The following is a 13842-nucleotide window of genomic DNA, read 5'->3' as shown; positions in this document are numbered from 1 at the left end:
TCCTTTGTGGACCGCCGGCATCTTCACCCGGTGAGATCGCCTTCCCGCTCGTTCTTCGCCGCGTAGAACGCCAACTTCTCCTCGTCCACTTCCACCCCGAGCCCCGGCCCGGCCGGCACCTGCAACCGGCCGCCGGAAAGCTCCAGCGGTGCCACAATGTCGTCCGCGTGCAGGTAATACATGCTGTCAATCGCGCGCGAAAGCACCGGCGTGCTCGCCACCACCGCGAGATGCGCGGCAGTAGCAATGCCGAGTTCGCCGCCGCTGTGCAGATTCATCCCGAGCCCGAAAGTCTCGCAGTGCGCGGCGAGTGCCTTCGTCGCCGCAATACCGCCCCATTTGTAGACGTCACCGTGGATCACGTCGACCGCACCGAGCCGCACCGCCGGGGCGAACTCCTCGAACCGGACCACGCACATGTTGGTGCACAACGGAATCCGCACCTTCGCGCGCACCTGGCTCATTCCCTCGATACCCGCGCACGGGTCTTCGAGATACTCGAGGTCCAGTTCCTCCAACGCGATCCCGGCCCGAATCGAATCCGGCACCGACCACGCCGCATTGGGATCCACTCGCAACTCGACGTCCGGCAGCGCGCTCCGCAGCTCCCGGAGAATCCGGACATCACCGCGGACATCCCGGGTGCCTTTCAGCTTCATCGCCGAAAAACCGCCCTCGGCAACCACTCTCGCCGCATGCTCGGCCAGCCCCTGCGCGAGTTCCGCGCCTTCCGCACCAGGCGCGTCCGCACGCGTAATCAACGCGGTAATCGGCACTTCGGTCCGCACCGGCCCGCCCAGCAGATCGGTAACCGACTGCCCGGTGACCCGGCCGATCAAATCCCAGCACGCCACGTCCAGCCCGGCCAGCGCGGCGTAACCCAGATAGCCGTGGAAAAACGGCACCATGTGCTGGCGGCGGTGAAAGGCTTCGAGCGCGAACGGGCTGGTCCCGATCATGTCCGCGCCCAGTTTCCGGGTCAGCTCCGCGACCGGGCGGCCCCACATCGTCTCGCCCCAGCCCTCGGCCCCGGTGTCCGTGCGCAGCCGCACCACGGTGCGAGTCTCGCCGGTCTTGGTCTCGAACGAACTGGTGAACGGATTCGTCAACGGCAGATTCACGACCCACACGTCGACCTCGGTGATCTTCACGCCCGCGTCACCAATTCCGCCGCAACAACCCGCCGGATCGGTTCCAGGTCAACGTTTTCCACCGCCGCCTCGGCCCCAGGAAGATCCTCGATCGCCGGTTCTGCCTTCAGCAGCACCCGGAACACCCGCGGCAGCACAGTCCGCCCCACCAAATCCTCCGCGAGCGCCACCGCGGCCGCGCGGTCCATTTTGTACTGTGCCGCGAGATACTCGGCGAGCCGCGTGTACATCACGTCGAACATCGCGTCGTAGTACGCCTTCGCGCTGTCCGGCAGTCGTTCCGCGGCCGAGATGCAAAGCCGGCACGTCCGCGCCTGCGGCTCCCAGGTGAGCAGCTGCTGGAACCGGCCGCAGAAGAGCGCGACCGCCTCGACCGGGTCGGCCGCGTACGCGTCCGGGGTCATGAGCTTGCCGAGGTACAGCTCGCGGACGAGGTCGAGCACCGCGAGGAAGAGCTTGTCCTTGCTCTCGAAGTGCGCGTACAGCGACCGCTTCGACGTCCCCGCCCCGGCCGCGACCGCGTCCATCGACGCGCGCTCGAACCCGGTCTCGAGGAACACGTTCTTCGCCGCCAGCAGGATGTGCTTGCGCAACTCCGCACCCCGCAGCTGCGAACCGCCTTCACGCGCCATCGGCCTTGCCTCCGCCAAAAGTAAACGGTACGGTGGAGTTTACTTCCTGCTCCACCTCTTCGACAGTCTCCTGGAGTACTCGCATGATCGTCGTCACCGCCCCCACCGGGAACATCGGCAGCCGCGTGCTCGCCGAGGTCGCCGACGGCTCGCGCCCCGTCCGCGCGATCGTCCGCGACCCCGCGAAACTGCCCGCTGACCTGCGCGAACGGTGCGAAGTCGTCCCCGGCTCGCACAGTGATCCCGCCGTGCTGGCCCGCGCCTTCGACGGCGCGGACACCGTGTTCTGGCTCGTCCCGCCCGACCCGCGGGCCCCGAGCATCGACGAGGCCTACTCAGGTTTCGCCCGCCCCGCCGTCGAGGCGATCCGCACCCACGGCGTCCGCCGCGTCGTGTCGGTCAGCGCGCTCGGCCGCGGCACCGCGTCCGCCGAGCGGGCCGGGCACGTCACCGCGACGCTGGCCATGGACGACCTGATCGCCGACACCGGCGTCGCCTTCCGCGCGCTGGCGAATCCGACCTTTATGGACAATCTGCTGCGCCAAACGACAGTGATCAAAGAACAAGGCGCGTTCTACGACGTCCTGCCGCCGGACTACGCCGCACCGACCGTCTGCACGGGCGACATCGGCGCAGTCGCCGCACGGCTGCTGCTCGATCCTTTGTGGACCGGCCGGGAAGAGGTCCCGGTGCTCGGCCCGGAAGACCTGACGCCGAACCAGGAGGCTGCCATCGTCAGCGACGTGCTGGGGATTTCGGTGAAATACCAGCAGATCCCGGTCTCGGCGCTCGGCGCGCAGGTCCTCGCGCGCGGCCATTCCGAGGCCATGGCCCAGTCCATGATGGACATGATGACCGCGAAGCTGAACCATCTGGACGAAGGCGTCGTCCGCACGCCGCAGAATGCCGTCGACACTCCGACCACTTTCCGGCAGTGGTGCGAGGAAGTCCTCAAGCCGGCCGTCGAGAAGGCCTGACCGCTCCCCCGCGGTCATAGCGATCATCGGCACGCGGCGTTTCCGCTTCGACCGTGATCCGGCTCAACTGCCGATCACCGCCGCTGCCGATGGTCCGCTCGCCGTACCACCCGGCCCAATGGCACTCAGTGCACTTCACTGGCCGAACGGCAAGCGCGTCACCCGGACTCGTCCTGCCGGAGCGCGGCGCCGATCCGGTTCACGACCTCGTGCAGCGGCGTCTCTGTGCTGAGCACGGCCACGACCGTGCTCGTCCCGCGCTTGCCGGGTGCCTTCCCGTCCGACGTCCGGAACGCGTCCGCGACCAGGGTGAACGCCTCCGTCGCCGCGGCCGCGATGTCGTCCTGGCCGCCGCTGCGCAGCCAGCGCCGCAGCACGTGGTTGTTGGCCGCCGCGATCGCCGCCGCGGCCACCGCCGCCCGGAGCGTCGCCGCCTCGTCGCCGGCGGCCGCGAAGCGGTCCTGCAGATAGCGGGCGAGGACGCGCTGGTACCGGTCGACAGTCGCGACCTCCTTGTCCCGCAACGAGGGCACCGTGCGGGTGAGGGAGAACCGCTTGAGCGAGACGTCCAGCTCCGCCGCGTAGGACTGGAGCACGAGCGACACCGCCGCCGTGGCCACCTCGACCGGGTCGCGCGCCGGATCGGCGGCCTCGAAGACCTGCTCCATCTCGGCGACGATCTCGTCGTGGTTGGCGAAGAGGACGTCGTCCTTGCTGTCGAAGTACCGGAAGAACGTGCGCCGCCCGACCCCCGCCGCCGCGGCGATGTCGTCGATGGTCGTCGCCTCGTACCCGTTGGCGGCGAAGAGATCCACCGCCGCCGTCGCGAGCGCGCGCCGCAACTGCCGCCGCCCGGCGGGCGTGGCCCCGACCCGGGTGCGCGGCGTCTCGGTCATCCCCGAACGGTAGCAGTCGGGTTGCTAGTGGCACTGAGTGCCGTTAGCATGGTCACGCACCCCATGCGAGCGGAAGGCGTCGACGATGACACTCGACCAGCAACTGCGGCCCGACCACCACACGGCCCAAGACCCGGCGGACGCGTATTACGGCGGGGTGTTCGGCTGGTCCGTCCGAAGGCAGGGCGCGAGGCTGTTCCTGGCGCTGGAAAACGGACTGTGCGCGGTCACGCTGCCCAAACTCACCGCAGGCCCGGTGCACACCCACCTGTCCGCCCTGGGCTGCGACGGCCCGTCCCTGATCCTCCCCACCCAGCACGGCCCGCGCCTGGCCATCCTCGCCGAAACCGACGGCGAACTCCTCCTGCGAGGCACCCTCCCGCCCGACGTAACCGTCCTGGACAGCGGCGCGCTCCTCCCCCTGCCCACCGGACAGCAAACCCCCGGCCTGGGCCCGGAATGGGAAACCGCCCCCGACCCGAGGCACCGCTGGCTGCCGAGCGTGAGCGCCGTCCTGGCCGGAGTGCGCCAGCGCCCCTGACACGCCCCCGTTTCGCCGCCCTCACGCCCGCCGCCGCCGTGAGGGCCACCTTCACGGACTTAGATTCCCTCAAGGAGTCCTTCACGGACATCACTTGCGTGAGGCCACCTTCACAGCCCCCAGATTCCCCCAGGGTTCCCCTCACAGACATCGCCTCCGCGCGCCCCCTCGCACCCGGCTTCCCTCGCGTACCCGGCTTCCCCCACACGCCCGGACTTCCCCTCGCACACCTGAATTTCCGCGAAGGCCCTACACAACCCGCCGCCGATACGCCCGCCAACGCACCCCAATGTGGCATTGGGTGCATCCCACGCACCCAATGTGGCGTTCGGTGCATCTGACGCACCCAACGCCACATTGGGGCGCAAGCCCACCCCACCCAAACCGCAGCCGGTGCACCCACCCCATCAAGGCACCCACACCCCCCGCACCCCGATACGAAGCCAAAACACGGCGCGGAGGTGCTTGTCAAGGCATCTTTCCCGCCTTGACAAGCACCTCCGCGCCGTAGTCACAATCAAGCTTCGGGGTGCCCACCACCACACCGAGGAGCAATGTCGCCGCCAGGCGACGAGCCCCTCAAGCAACCCTCAAGAAACCCCGACAACACCCTCGACCACAGCCCAAGCCTCCCCCACCATCCCGTCCACCTCAGCCACCAACCCGTCAATCTCCCCCCACCGCCGCGAATCCCGCGAAGAATCCGGAATCAACGAAGTCCCCACCAGCAACAGCAACGTGTCAATCTCATAAGCCCGATCAGCCAACCGCAACAACGGCACCGGATCCCCACCCGAATTCCCCGCCGCCCACCGGCAAGCCGCATGCCCCAGCCCCCGGCACACCGTCCGCAACCGCTCCCGCACCGCGTCCGCCCGAGGATCCGCTCGCGGACCGCCGGTCCGGATATTCCACGCCACCGAAAGCAAGCAGCGCCCGGCATCGTCCATCGAGGTGTTCGTCACCGGGCGAGTCTGGAAGCACCATCCCCGCCGCGGGTGACCCGACACGCACGGCTCACCGCATCGAGTGAAGCAACCGCACCGTCGCGTCGAGCGGCAGCCGATCGTCCGCCGCACGGGCCAGAAAATCCTTGATCCGCTGCCCGTCCGGCGTCAGCTCGTCCACGTCGTTGACCTCCGCGCTCGCCGCCTCGAGCGTGCCCAGCCCGGCATTGTGGTGCGCGTCGCGAACCGCGTTCCGCAGCACCGCCAGCTCCGCCGGCGAGGGCCCGCGTTTCTCCGCCCGCAACCGCTCGACGATCCGAAGCACCTGCGGCGAATGCGCCGCCAGCGACTGCCGTCCGGCGAACGACGCCACCATCCTCGGCGTCGCGCGCGTTTCGGCGGGCGGCGGTGGCACCTCGACCGCTTCGCCCACCACCCGCAGACTCTCCAGCGCCGCGGCACGCCGCCGTTCACTCTCGCGCACGCGCGCGAGCGGATCCTTCCGCCGCGAAGCCGCGATCGACCGAGCCTCGGCCCGAGCCCGTTCTCCCGCGCCGGTGAGCCGCGAGCGCCGCTGATACGTGCCCTCGTCGGCGACCTGCTTGCGCCGGTTCGCGAGCCAGGCCTCGAACGTCTGCCCTTGCCTCGGCGGCTCGCGCACCTCGGTCATCGCGGCGTCGGACTCGTCGGCGAACCAGCCCTTCATCCGCGAGCGCAGGAAGTCTCCCGGTTTCTCGCCGGACCGGCGCGGCCGCTGGCGCGTGCCGTCCGGCAGCGTGCTCATCGCGATCAGCAGCGCGTCCGGGCAGTAGCCGTGGGAGTACCAGAATTCCAGCTGCCGCTCGACGTCGTCGCGCTCTTCGCGGGTCAGCCGCTCGGAAATCCAGCCCATGCGGCGGACCAGCACGCCGGTCGACTGAGCGCGTTCGCGCGCGTCGGCGGGCACGACCGTGGACGGCCACTCCTGATCCGCGATCCGCACCACGCCACACCTCCTCACCCGCGACACCAGCACCACCTACGTTATCCCGCCGCACCGACAATTACCGCGCCCGCCGCAGCACGGCCACCGTGTTCGCCGCCACGATCACCCCGATCGCGGCCCAGGCGATCGCGTCCAGCCGCTGGTCCAGCACCACGAGCCCGGCCAGCGCGGCCATCACCGGGTTGACGCTCATGAACGCCCCGAAGAACTGCGCCGGGACCCGCCGCAGCGCCATCAGGTCGACGAGGAACGGCACCGCCGAAGCCAGCAGACCGGCGGTGACCGACGCCGCCAGCGCGCCGAACGTCGGCGGGTGGTGCAGCATCGCGACCACCCCGATCGGCACGTACAGCAGACCGGACACCCCGGCCGCGGCCGCCGAACCCGCCGCGCCGGGCACGCGCCGCCCGACGGTCCGGTTCAGCAGGATGTAGCAGGCCCAGCACACTGCGGCGACCAGCGCGAACCCGATCCCGAGATAGTCCGTGGTCGGCTGCGGCCGCATCAGGACGCCCACCGCGACCGCGGCGGCCACCGCGCACACCAGGTCTATCCGACGGCGCGAACCGGCCAGCGCGATCGCGAGCGGGCCGAGGAATTCGAGCGTCACGGCCAGTCCGAGGCCGATCCGGTCGATCGCCGTGTACAGGCACAGATTCACCGTCGCGAACACCGCGGCCAGCCCCAGCACCGGCCACCACTGCCGCGCGGTGAAACTGCGCAGCCGCGGCCGTCCGATCGCCAGCAGCACCACCGCCGCCACCCACTGCCGGACCGCCACCACGCCCGGCGGGCCGAGCACCGGGAACGCGAGCGCCGCCGTCGCCGCGCCGGTCTGGTTGGACAGCGCGCTGCCGAGCAGCATCGCGGCACCGGTCGCCCGGGCCTTGTCGCGCGTTCGCGGAGCCAGTTCCGTAGTCGCCATACGGCCGAGCATGGGACCGCCGGATCCATGCGCATAATGCATTGATTGCACCAGCGATACGCTGGACGCATGGATCTGGAGCTGCGTCAGCTGCGCTGCCTCGTGACGATCGTGGACACCGGGACGTTCACCGACGCCGCGCGGGAACTGGGCGTCTCGCAGGCGGCGGTATCCCGGAATCTGGCGTCGCTGGAACGGGTTCTCGGCGTGCGGCTGCTGCACCGCACCAGCCGGAGCCTCGAACCGACGACAGCGGGCGTCCAGGTGCTCGCCCGTGCCCGGCACCTGCTCGCCGAGGCCGACGACCTCGTCCGCGAAGCGACCACCGGGCACACGCGGCTGCGCATCGGCCACGCGTGGTCGGCGGTGGGCAAGCACACCGCGGAGTTCCAGCGGCGGTGGGCCGCCCGGTACCCGGACATCGAACTCCTGCTCGTGCGCGCCAACACCGCGACCGCCGGGCTGGCCGAGGGGCTGGCCGACCTCGCCGTGGTGCGCCATCAGATGCCGTCGGGGAAGTTCGCGCACGCGACGGTCGGCCGCGAGGACCGCTACTGCGCCATGGCCGTCGACGATCCGCTCGTCCGCCGCCGCACCGTCGTGCTCGCCGATCTCGCGTCCCGGCTGCTGGTGGTCGATCCGCGCACCGGCACCACTTCCGCCGAAATGTGGCCGCCGGAAGCGCGCCCGCGGATCGAGGTGACGCACGACGTCGACGACTGGCTCTCCGCCATCACGACCGGCCGCTGCGTCGGAATCACGCCGCACGCGACGGTGACGCAGTACCGCCGCGACGGAATCGTGTACCGCCGGGTCCGCGACGCCCCGCCAGTGCCGGTGCGGCTCGCCTGGCGTGCCCACGATCCGCATCCGGCCACGCACGCCGCGGTGGCCCTGCTCGGCGAGCTGTACCGCACGCCGCCGAAACGGTGAGGCGCGGTCAGTCCACTGTAGATCTTGAAACCGGGGCGATCATTTTCCGTTGACGCGGCGGCGCGGGGCGGCAATGATGAACTCGTCCAGCCACGAAAGGAACCACGGAATGCCGCACCGCACTGAACGCATGCGCCTGCCGGGCATTCCTGGCTCCACGCCATGACGTGGCCTGCCACGCCGTGAGCGAGGAGCCGCCCGCCGGACCACCGGCCGGGCGGCTTTTGCGTTCGCGGCCCGTTTCGCCCTGGAAGGAGGTGCCCGTCGCCATGGGAGTCCTGGTCCTCAATGCCGGCTACGAGCCCCTGCACACCGTCTCGCTCCCCCATGCCATCCGGATGCTGGTCCGCCAGGTCGCGGTCGTCCACGAAAGCGACGGGCCGGACCTCGGCGTCTTCCCCGGCCGAAGGTGGTGCGGCTGCTGCGCTACGTCGTGATGAAGTGGCGTTATTCCGGGCCGCCGCGCTGGTCCCGAACCGGCGTGCTGCGGCGCGACCGGCACACCTGCGCCTACTGCGGCCGCCGGGCCACCACGGTCGACCACATCACGCCGGTTTCGCGCGGCGGCCCGCGCACGAGCTGGCTCAACACCGTCGCCGCCTGCGGCGGTTCGGCGCGCAGCTGCAACGCGCGCAAGGCCGACCGCACGCCCGCCGAAGCCGGGCTCACGCTCCGGTTCGCGCCGCGCGTCCCGCGCTGGGAGGAGCTGCATCCGCTGACCGGACTGTCCACATGAGACTCGCGCTAAGCTGGACTCCGTGAAGGGCTTGCTGCTGCGGTTGTCGACGGTCGATTCGGGCGCGGAAACGGCGGTGCGCGTCATCGCGTATTTCGACGAGCTGATCGCCCGCCGCGCCACGCTGCCGGATCTGCTGCGCGCCACGGCTTTTCTCGCCGAATGCGTCGCCGGGATCCGCTGTGTCAACGGAACCGTGCTGCGGTTCCGGCCGAACGGCGATCCCGGCGGCGACGGCCCGATTCCGCCCGGGGCCGTCGTCGTGGACCTCGACGGCGCCGGGCGGGTGTGGCTGGAGCGCACCGGCGAACCGGGCCCGCTGGACGTCCTGGTGCTCGAACGGCTCGCGATCTCGGCAAAGGTGCTCAATCCGGTCGAACCGCCGCCCGCCGCCGCACCGCACCTCGCCGACCCGGCGCTGGTCGAACTGGTCCTGGGCGAACAAGCGGCGGACGAGGACCGGGCGCGGGCACTGACCCTGCTCGGCCTGGACACCACACGCCCGCTGCGAGTGGTGGCGGTCGGTTCGGGCGCTGGCCGCGACGCCGGCGCGGACGCGGTCGCCCTCGTCGCCCGCGGCGGACCGCTCGGCGCGCGGGTAGCCGTGGTCGGCGGGGTGGCCGCAGTGGTGCTTCAGCCGCGCGAAGGCCCGGATTCGGTCGTCTCGACGTTGCGCGAAACGCTTGCGCTGCGGGCCAAAGACGGCACGCTGCCGAACACCGTCCGGGTAGGCATCGGCGACGCGGTCGACGGCCTGGAAGCCCGCCGCTCGTGGCTGCAAGCCCGCCTGGCCAAACGATTCGCGGCGCCCGCGCGGCCGTTGATCGTGCACGAGGACCTCGGCGCGGTCACGCTGCTGGCGGAGATCCCGGCGGAACAGCTGCGCGCGCAGCCGGACGTGCTGGCCTTGAACGCGCTCGCTGGGCACGGGGACCTAGAAACGCTGGAAGCCTTCTGCCGCACCGGTTCCCTGCGCCAGGCGGCGATCGCCCTCCACCGCCACCACAGCTCGGTGGCAGCCCGGCTGGCGCACGTGGAGGACGCGCTGGGCTGGTCCCTGGACAGCCCGGAGGGCCGCTTCCGGGCCCGGCTGGCCCTGATGGCGCGGAGGTTGGCGGAATCGGGCTGACCGGGGGCTGGGCGGTGGGGTCCGCTCCGGAACCACGCCGAATGACAACGGCCCCATTCCCGAACCAAACCAAGCAGCAGCGGCCCCGCCCCAGTAGCCCCGAGCCGCAGTTCCGCTTCGGGGTACCCCCGAATTCCACTCTATCGCCCGCCACCGACAGCATCGGCGCCTCAATCCGACTTGTCCACAACGAACACGCGACTTGAGGAAAACCACCGGCCTCAAACACCAGACACCGCCCGAGAAAGCGCCCCCACACTGACCTCAACCACCGCCCGAAGCTGCTCCCGCCCAACCCCCGCCCGGCTCATCACCGCCAGCGACTGGTTCACCGCCGCGAAATGCACAGCGAGGCCATCGGCATCAACCACCCCCGCAGCCTTCAAAGCAGTCCGCAGCCGCGCCTGCTGAACGCCCAAAGCCTCGACGGCACGCGCCGCGATATCAGGGCTCAGCACCGGAATCGCCATCGCAGTCTGGGCGACCAAGCATCCGTCCGGCACCTCAGGATCGGCAATGCGGTTCAGCGTCACCTCGAAAAACTCCCGTACCGCCCGCACCGGATCCTCCGAAGCACCGGACAGCGCTTGGTCGTACCGGCCACCATAGCGCGCGGCATAACGGTCCAGGCAGCGTAAATACAGCGAATCCTTGTCCCCCAGCGAGGAGTAGATCGAACTGCGGTTCAGCCCGGTCGCCCGGGAGAGATCGTCGAGGGACGTGTCGGCGTACCCGGCCCGCCAGAACTGGACCATCGCCGCGTCCAGCGCGGTGTCCACATCGAACTGCTTCTTTCCGGCCATCCCACGCCCCTTGTGCCCGAACCAAGCCGTCGTGACCATCCTAACTCATCTTGAACCAAACAGTTCAAGATGAGTTAGGCTCAAGCCATGACTGACGAACTGCCGGGATTCACCCACCGCTGGGCCGACGCGGACGGCATCCGGCTCCACGCCGTGGAAGGCGGACGGCCGGACGGCCCCGCGGTCGTCCTGCTCGCCGGCTTCCCGCAGACCTGGCGGGCCTGGCGCACCACGATGCCAGGCCTCGCCGAGCGATTCCGTGTGCTCGCGATCGACCTGCCGGGACAGGGAAACTCCGATCGCCCGCACGACAGCTACGACACGCACACTGTCGCCTCGCGCGTCCAGGCCGCGGTGACCGCGCTCGGCGTGCCGAAGTACTGGCTCGTCGCCCACGACATCGGGGCCTGGGTCGCCTTCTCGCTAGCTCTGAAGCACGAAGACCGCCTGCACGGCGTCGCCCTGCTGGACGCCGGCATCCCCGGAATCACCCTCCCCGACAGCATCCCGACCGACCCCGACCGAGCGTGGAAGACCTGGCACTTCGCGTTCCACCTGGTGCCCGAACTGCCCGAGACCCTGCTCGCCGGTCGCGAGCGCGAATACGTCGACTGGTTCCTGAAGGCCAAAGCCTTGTCCCCCACCACGTTCGACAGCGCCGACATCGACCATTACGCCGACGCCATCGCCGCCGAAGGCGGTCTCCGAGCCTCTCTCGCCTACTACCGCGACGCCGCGGAATCGGCGCGCAAGAACCACGAAGCCCTTGAACGACAACACTTGACCGTCCCCGTCCTGGGAATCTCCAGCTCCCACGGCTCGATCCCGGACATGGCCGCGTCCCTCAGCCCGTGGGCGGACAACGTGACCGGCGTCGTCATCCCCGAGGCCGGTCACTTCATCCCAGACGAACAACCCGACGCGGTCGTGGCCGCGCTGACCGCATTCATCGAACGAGCAGCGCAACCAGCCTGAGGACAGCGGCTCAGCTCGGTTCGACCCCCAGCACGCGAGCCAGCACCGCCCGACGCTCCGCGGACTCCCGGCGGCTCACCGTCGCGTGCTGGATCACCCCTGATCCGTGGAACGTACCGGGGAACAGGTGCAGCTCAGTCGGCACTCCGGCGGCCAAAAGCCCCTGTGCGTAAGCGATTCCCTCGTCCCGCAGCGGGTCGAACTCCATCACCGACACGTACGCGGGCGGCAGGCCGGAAAGGTCGGTCGCCCGGGCCGGCGCCGCATAGATCTCGACGTCCGGGCCGCCGCGTTTGCCCGGCCCGCCGAGGTAGTAGTCCCAGCTGGCCTCGGCGGCCCGCGAGTGCCAGATCGGCGTGTCGGCGAACCGGCGCATGCTGCCGGTGTCGAGGCGGTCGTCCAGTTCGGGCACGGAGAGGAACTGGAACGCGATCGCCGGGCCGCCGCGGTCGCGCGCCAGCAGCGCCAGCGCCGCAGCCAGTCCGCCGCCCGCGCTCACGCCGTGGACCACCGTCCGTTCCGGGTCGACTCCCAGTTCGTCCGCGTGCTTCACCGACCATTCGAGCGCCGCGTAGCAGTCCTCCAGCCCGGCCGGATACGGGTTCTCCGGCGCGAGCCGGTACTCGACCGACACGATCACGACCCCGAGTTCCCGCGCCGATTCGAGGTTGGACGCGTGGTCGACTTCCAGATCGCCGAGCGCGAAACCGCCGCCGTGGATGTCGAACAGCAGCGCCTTCGTCGCGACGCGATCCGGGATGTAGACGCGCACCGGAACGTCCGGCGCGCCCTCGGGACCGGGCACTGCAACGTCGCGCGTGGTCACGCCGGTTTCGTCGACTTCGCCTCGCAGCGAGGCGATCAGCTCGGACATGCCCGCCCGCGAAGCGTCGACATCGCGGAAGTCGACCTCGGGCAGCATCGGGATCGCGGCGGCGATCTCGGGATCGAACGGATAACTCATCAACGGCCTCCGTCTTCCAGGGGAAGACTCCATCGTGCCGAAATTCCGCGACCGCCCGGCACCGCCACGTGTCGCGTACCGCGCGGGGCCAGCCCGCCGGATGGCGCGCGCTTCAGCGTCCGACCTTCTTCCAGATCACCACCACGCCGATCACCGCCACCAGCACCGCACCGAGCACGATCAGCCCCTTCACCAGGAAGTCGTGCATGAGGTGCCGCAACATCTCGTCGCCGTCCGCGAGCAGCACCGCGTTCACCGGCCGGACCGCTTCCGGCCCGGGTCCTCGTCCAGCCACCGCGCGGCCTGGCGCACGACCTCGCCGCCGACGCGTCCGCGCACTCCCCGCGCCCCGCGTCCGTCCATGGCCCTCGCCGCGGACTTCGCCAGCGCCGCCGCGCCTTCCCGCACGCGCTCCCCCTTGCCGCGCCGGCGCAGCGAAACGATCAGCGCGAAGCCGGCCAGGCCGACGACCACGACGATCCCGGCGATGATGCCGAACCGGATCAGCAGGATGTTCAGCACCGTCTCCACAGCGCACCCCTTTCTGTCACACCTGTGATACTAAAAGTTCTATCACGGCTGTGATATAAAAGTCCAGTGCCCCGAGTGGTGGATGAGGAAGCGCGGCGAGCGCACATCGCCGACGCCGTGCTGCGGCTGGCGGCGAAAGGCGGGCTGCACGCGGTTTCGCTGCGCGCGGTGGCCGCGGAGTCCGGCCTGAACATCGGGTCGGTGCGGCATTACTTCGACAGTCAGCACGCGCTCATGCGGTTCGCGATGCGCACCACCATCGACCAGACGACCGCGCGGCTCGTCAAACGCCGCGAAGCGATGGGCTCGCTGGCGGAAGTGTCGCCGGAGGAGGCCGTCGACCGGCTCACCGAGTTCCTCTCCGAACTGCTGCCGCTGGACGAGCGGCGGCGCACCGAGATCACCGTGCTGGTCGAGTTCCTGATCGCCGCGCGCGCGAATCCGGGCCTCGACGACCTGGCCAGGGAGGCGGTCCAGGGCACCGTCACGCTGGCCCGGCGCATCGTCGACGCCCAGGCTCGCAGCGGCCGGTACGAGCCGCGCGACCCGGAGATCGAAGCGCCCCGGCTGGCCGCGCTCATCGACGGGATCGCGTTCCGGACCGTCCTGCAGCCGGACCTCACCACGCCCGAGGAGTGCGTCGCCGTCCTCCGCGCCCACCTCGCCGAACTCACCCGTCCGGTGGGCGACACCCAGGTGTAAGCGCCGGGGAGCCCG

At 70.2% G+C, this 13842-nt stretch carries 17 protein-coding genes; 8 read left to right on the top strand and 9 right to left on the bottom strand.

Annotated features, from left to right (window positions below; translation table 11 throughout):
• Positions 1-23: 23 nt before the first annotated feature.
• Both RPX00_RS29870 and RPX00_RS29865 read right to left on the bottom strand, forming a co-directional pair.
• Entirely contained in the window at positions 24-1151 is a 1128-nt protein-coding gene (locus RPX00_RS29870; RefSeq protein ID WP_406630349.1) for a mandelate racemase/muconate lactonizing enzyme family protein, read from the bottom strand.
• Entirely contained in the window at positions 1148-1783 is a 636-nt protein-coding gene (locus tag RPX00_RS29865) for a TetR/AcrR family transcriptional regulator (protein ID WP_406630348.1), read from the bottom strand. The genes RPX00_RS29870 and RPX00_RS29865 overlap by 4 nt, the downstream gene beginning before the upstream one ends.
• 83 nt (positions 1784-1866) lie before the next feature.
• Here RPX00_RS29865 and RPX00_RS29860 point away from each other — a divergent pair, with 83 nt between their 5' ends.
• On the top strand, positions 1867-2760 hold the full coding sequence (locus RPX00_RS29860) for an NAD(P)H-binding protein (protein ID WP_406630347.1): 894 nt from the start codon (positions 1867-1869) through the stop codon (positions 2758-2760).
• 158 nt (positions 2761-2918) lie between these two features.
• Here the strand turns inward: RPX00_RS29860 and RPX00_RS29855 are convergent, their stop codons facing one another.
• Positions 2919-3656, bottom strand: a complete 738-nt coding sequence (locus RPX00_RS29855) for a TetR family transcriptional regulator (RefSeq protein WP_406630346.1) — start codon at positions 3654-3656, stop codon at positions 2919-2921.
• An 85-nt stretch (positions 3657-3741) separates the two neighbouring features.
• Between RPX00_RS29855 and RPX00_RS29850 the strand changes: the two genes are divergently transcribed.
• Positions 3742-4197, top strand: a complete 456-nt coding sequence (locus RPX00_RS29850; RefSeq protein ID WP_406630345.1) for a hypothetical protein — start codon at positions 3742-3744, stop codon at positions 4195-4197.
• A gap of 1017 nt (positions 4198-5214) precedes the next feature.
• Here RPX00_RS29850 and RPX00_RS29845 read toward each other — a convergent pair.
• Positions 5215-6129 carry a hypothetical protein gene (locus RPX00_RS29845; protein WP_406630344.1) on the bottom strand — a complete coding sequence of 305 codons (915 nt, stop codon included), beginning with the start codon at positions 6127-6129 and terminating at the stop codon, positions 5215-5217.
• Positions 6130-6187: 58 nt separating this feature from the next.
• Positions 6188-7054: an EamA family transporter gene (locus RPX00_RS29840; protein ID WP_406630343.1), complete on the bottom strand. Its 867-nt coding sequence runs from the start codon at positions 7052-7054 to the stop codon at positions 6188-6190.
• Between the two features lie 69 nt (positions 7055-7123).
• On the opposite strand from RPX00_RS29840, the gene RPX00_RS29835 reads away from it, so the two are divergent.
• The 4 genes from RPX00_RS29835 to RPX00_RS29820 all read left to right on the top strand — a co-directional run bounded on the left by RPX00_RS29835 (position 7124) and on the right by RPX00_RS29820 (position 9852).
• Positions 7124-7987 carry a LysR family transcriptional regulator gene (locus RPX00_RS29835; RefSeq protein ID WP_406630342.1) on the top strand — a complete coding sequence of 288 codons (864 nt, stop codon included), beginning with the start codon at positions 7124-7126 and terminating at the stop codon, positions 7985-7987.
• Between the two features lie 269 nt (positions 7988-8256).
• A complete protein-coding gene (locus RPX00_RS29830) occupies positions 8257-8424 on the top strand; it encodes a hypothetical protein (protein WP_406630341.1) in 168 nt (55 codons plus the stop codon).
• Positions 8400-8723, top strand: a complete 324-nt coding sequence (locus tag RPX00_RS29825; RefSeq protein ID WP_406630340.1) for an HNH endonuclease — start codon at positions 8400-8402, stop codon at positions 8721-8723. The genes RPX00_RS29830 and RPX00_RS29825 overlap by 25 nt, the downstream gene beginning before the upstream one ends.
• Before the next feature lie 22 nt (positions 8724-8745).
• Positions 8746-9852, top strand: coding sequence for a PucR family transcriptional regulator (locus RPX00_RS29820; RefSeq protein WP_406630339.1), 1107 nt, complete (start codon positions 8746-8748; stop codon positions 9850-9852).
• 221 nt (positions 9853-10073) lie between these two features.
• Here RPX00_RS29820 and RPX00_RS29815 read toward each other — a convergent pair whose 3' ends face one another.
• The gene (locus RPX00_RS29815; RefSeq protein WP_406630338.1) at positions 10074-10655 is read right to left on the bottom strand and encodes a TetR/AcrR family transcriptional regulator; all 582 of its coding nucleotides are present in this window, start codon (positions 10653-10655) and stop codon (positions 10074-10076) included.
• An 87-nt stretch (positions 10656-10742) separates the two neighbouring features.
• Here RPX00_RS29815 and RPX00_RS29810 point away from each other — a divergent pair, with 87 nt between their 5' ends.
• Positions 10743-11630, top strand: a complete 888-nt coding sequence (locus RPX00_RS29810; RefSeq protein WP_406630337.1) for an alpha/beta fold hydrolase — start codon at positions 10743-10745, stop codon at positions 11628-11630.
• Between the two features lie 10 nt (positions 11631-11640).
• On the opposite strand, the gene RPX00_RS29805 is transcribed toward RPX00_RS29810, so the two are convergent.
• The 3 genes from RPX00_RS29805 to RPX00_RS29795 form a co-directional block, all read right to left on the bottom strand.
• Positions 11641-12594 (bottom strand): alpha/beta hydrolase, encoded by a 954-nt coding sequence (locus RPX00_RS29805; RefSeq protein WP_406630336.1) that lies wholly within the window; start codon positions 12592-12594, stop codon positions 11641-11643.
• Between the two features lie 112 nt (positions 12595-12706).
• Positions 12707-12850 carry a hypothetical protein gene (locus RPX00_RS29800; protein ID WP_406630335.1) on the bottom strand — a complete coding sequence of 48 codons (144 nt, stop codon included), beginning with the start codon at positions 12848-12850 and terminating at the stop codon, positions 12707-12709.
• Positions 12847-13125 carry a hypothetical protein gene (locus RPX00_RS29795; RefSeq protein WP_406630334.1) on the bottom strand — a complete coding sequence of 93 codons (279 nt, stop codon included), beginning with the start codon at positions 13123-13125 and terminating at the stop codon, positions 12847-12849. The genes RPX00_RS29800 and RPX00_RS29795 overlap by 4 nt, the downstream gene beginning before the upstream one ends.
• Positions 13126-13191: 66 nt before the next feature.
• Between RPX00_RS29795 and RPX00_RS29790 the strand changes: the two genes are divergently transcribed.
• Entirely contained in the window at positions 13192-13827 is a 636-nt protein-coding gene (locus RPX00_RS29790) for a TetR/AcrR family transcriptional regulator (protein WP_406630333.1), read from the top strand.
• Positions 13828-13842: the final 15 nt, after the last annotated feature.

The sequence above is a fragment of the Amycolatopsis sp. WGS_07 genome (assembly GCF_045278895.1).
GTDB lineage: Bacteria > Actinomycetota > Actinomycetes > Mycobacteriales > Pseudonocardiaceae > Amycolatopsis.
This window is presented reverse-complemented; position numbering and strand designations above follow the sequence as displayed.

Bases quoted from the DNA above. Each gene is read 5' to 3' on its own strand.
- RPX00_RS29865 (WP_406630348.1), bottom strand. From the start codon at position 1,783: ATGGCGCGTGAAGGCGGTTCGCAGCTGCGGGGTGCGGAGTTGCGCAAG.
- RPX00_RS29860 (WP_406630347.1), top strand. From the start codon at position 1,867: ATGATCGTCGTCACCGCCCCCACCGGGAACATCGGCAGCCGCGTGCTC.
- RPX00_RS29855 (WP_406630346.1), bottom strand. From the start codon at position 3,656: ATGACCGAGACGCCGCGCACCCGGGTCGGGGCCACGCCCGCCGGGCGG.
- RPX00_RS29850 (WP_406630345.1), top strand. From the start codon at position 3,742: ATGACACTCGACCAGCAACTGCGGCCCGACCACCACACGGCCCAAGAC.
- RPX00_RS29840 (WP_406630343.1), bottom strand. From the start codon at position 7,054: ATGGCGACTACGGAACTGGCTCCGCGAACGCGCGACAAGGCCCGGGCG.
- RPX00_RS29835 (WP_406630342.1), top strand. From the start codon at position 7,124: ATGGATCTGGAGCTGCGTCAGCTGCGCTGCCTCGTGACGATCGTGGAC.
- RPX00_RS29830 (WP_406630341.1), top strand. From the start codon at position 8,257: ATGGGAGTCCTGGTCCTCAATGCCGGCTACGAGCCCCTGCACACCGTC.
- RPX00_RS29815 (WP_406630338.1), bottom strand. From the start codon at position 10,655: ATGGCCGGAAAGAAGCAGTTCGATGTGGACACCGCGCTGGACGCGGCG.
- RPX00_RS29810 (WP_406630337.1), top strand. From the start codon at position 10,743: ATGACTGACGAACTGCCGGGATTCACCCACCGCTGGGCCGACGCGGAC.
- RPX00_RS29805 (WP_406630336.1), bottom strand. From the start codon at position 12,594: ATGAGTTATCCGTTCGATCCCGAGATCGCCGCCGCGATCCCGATGCTG.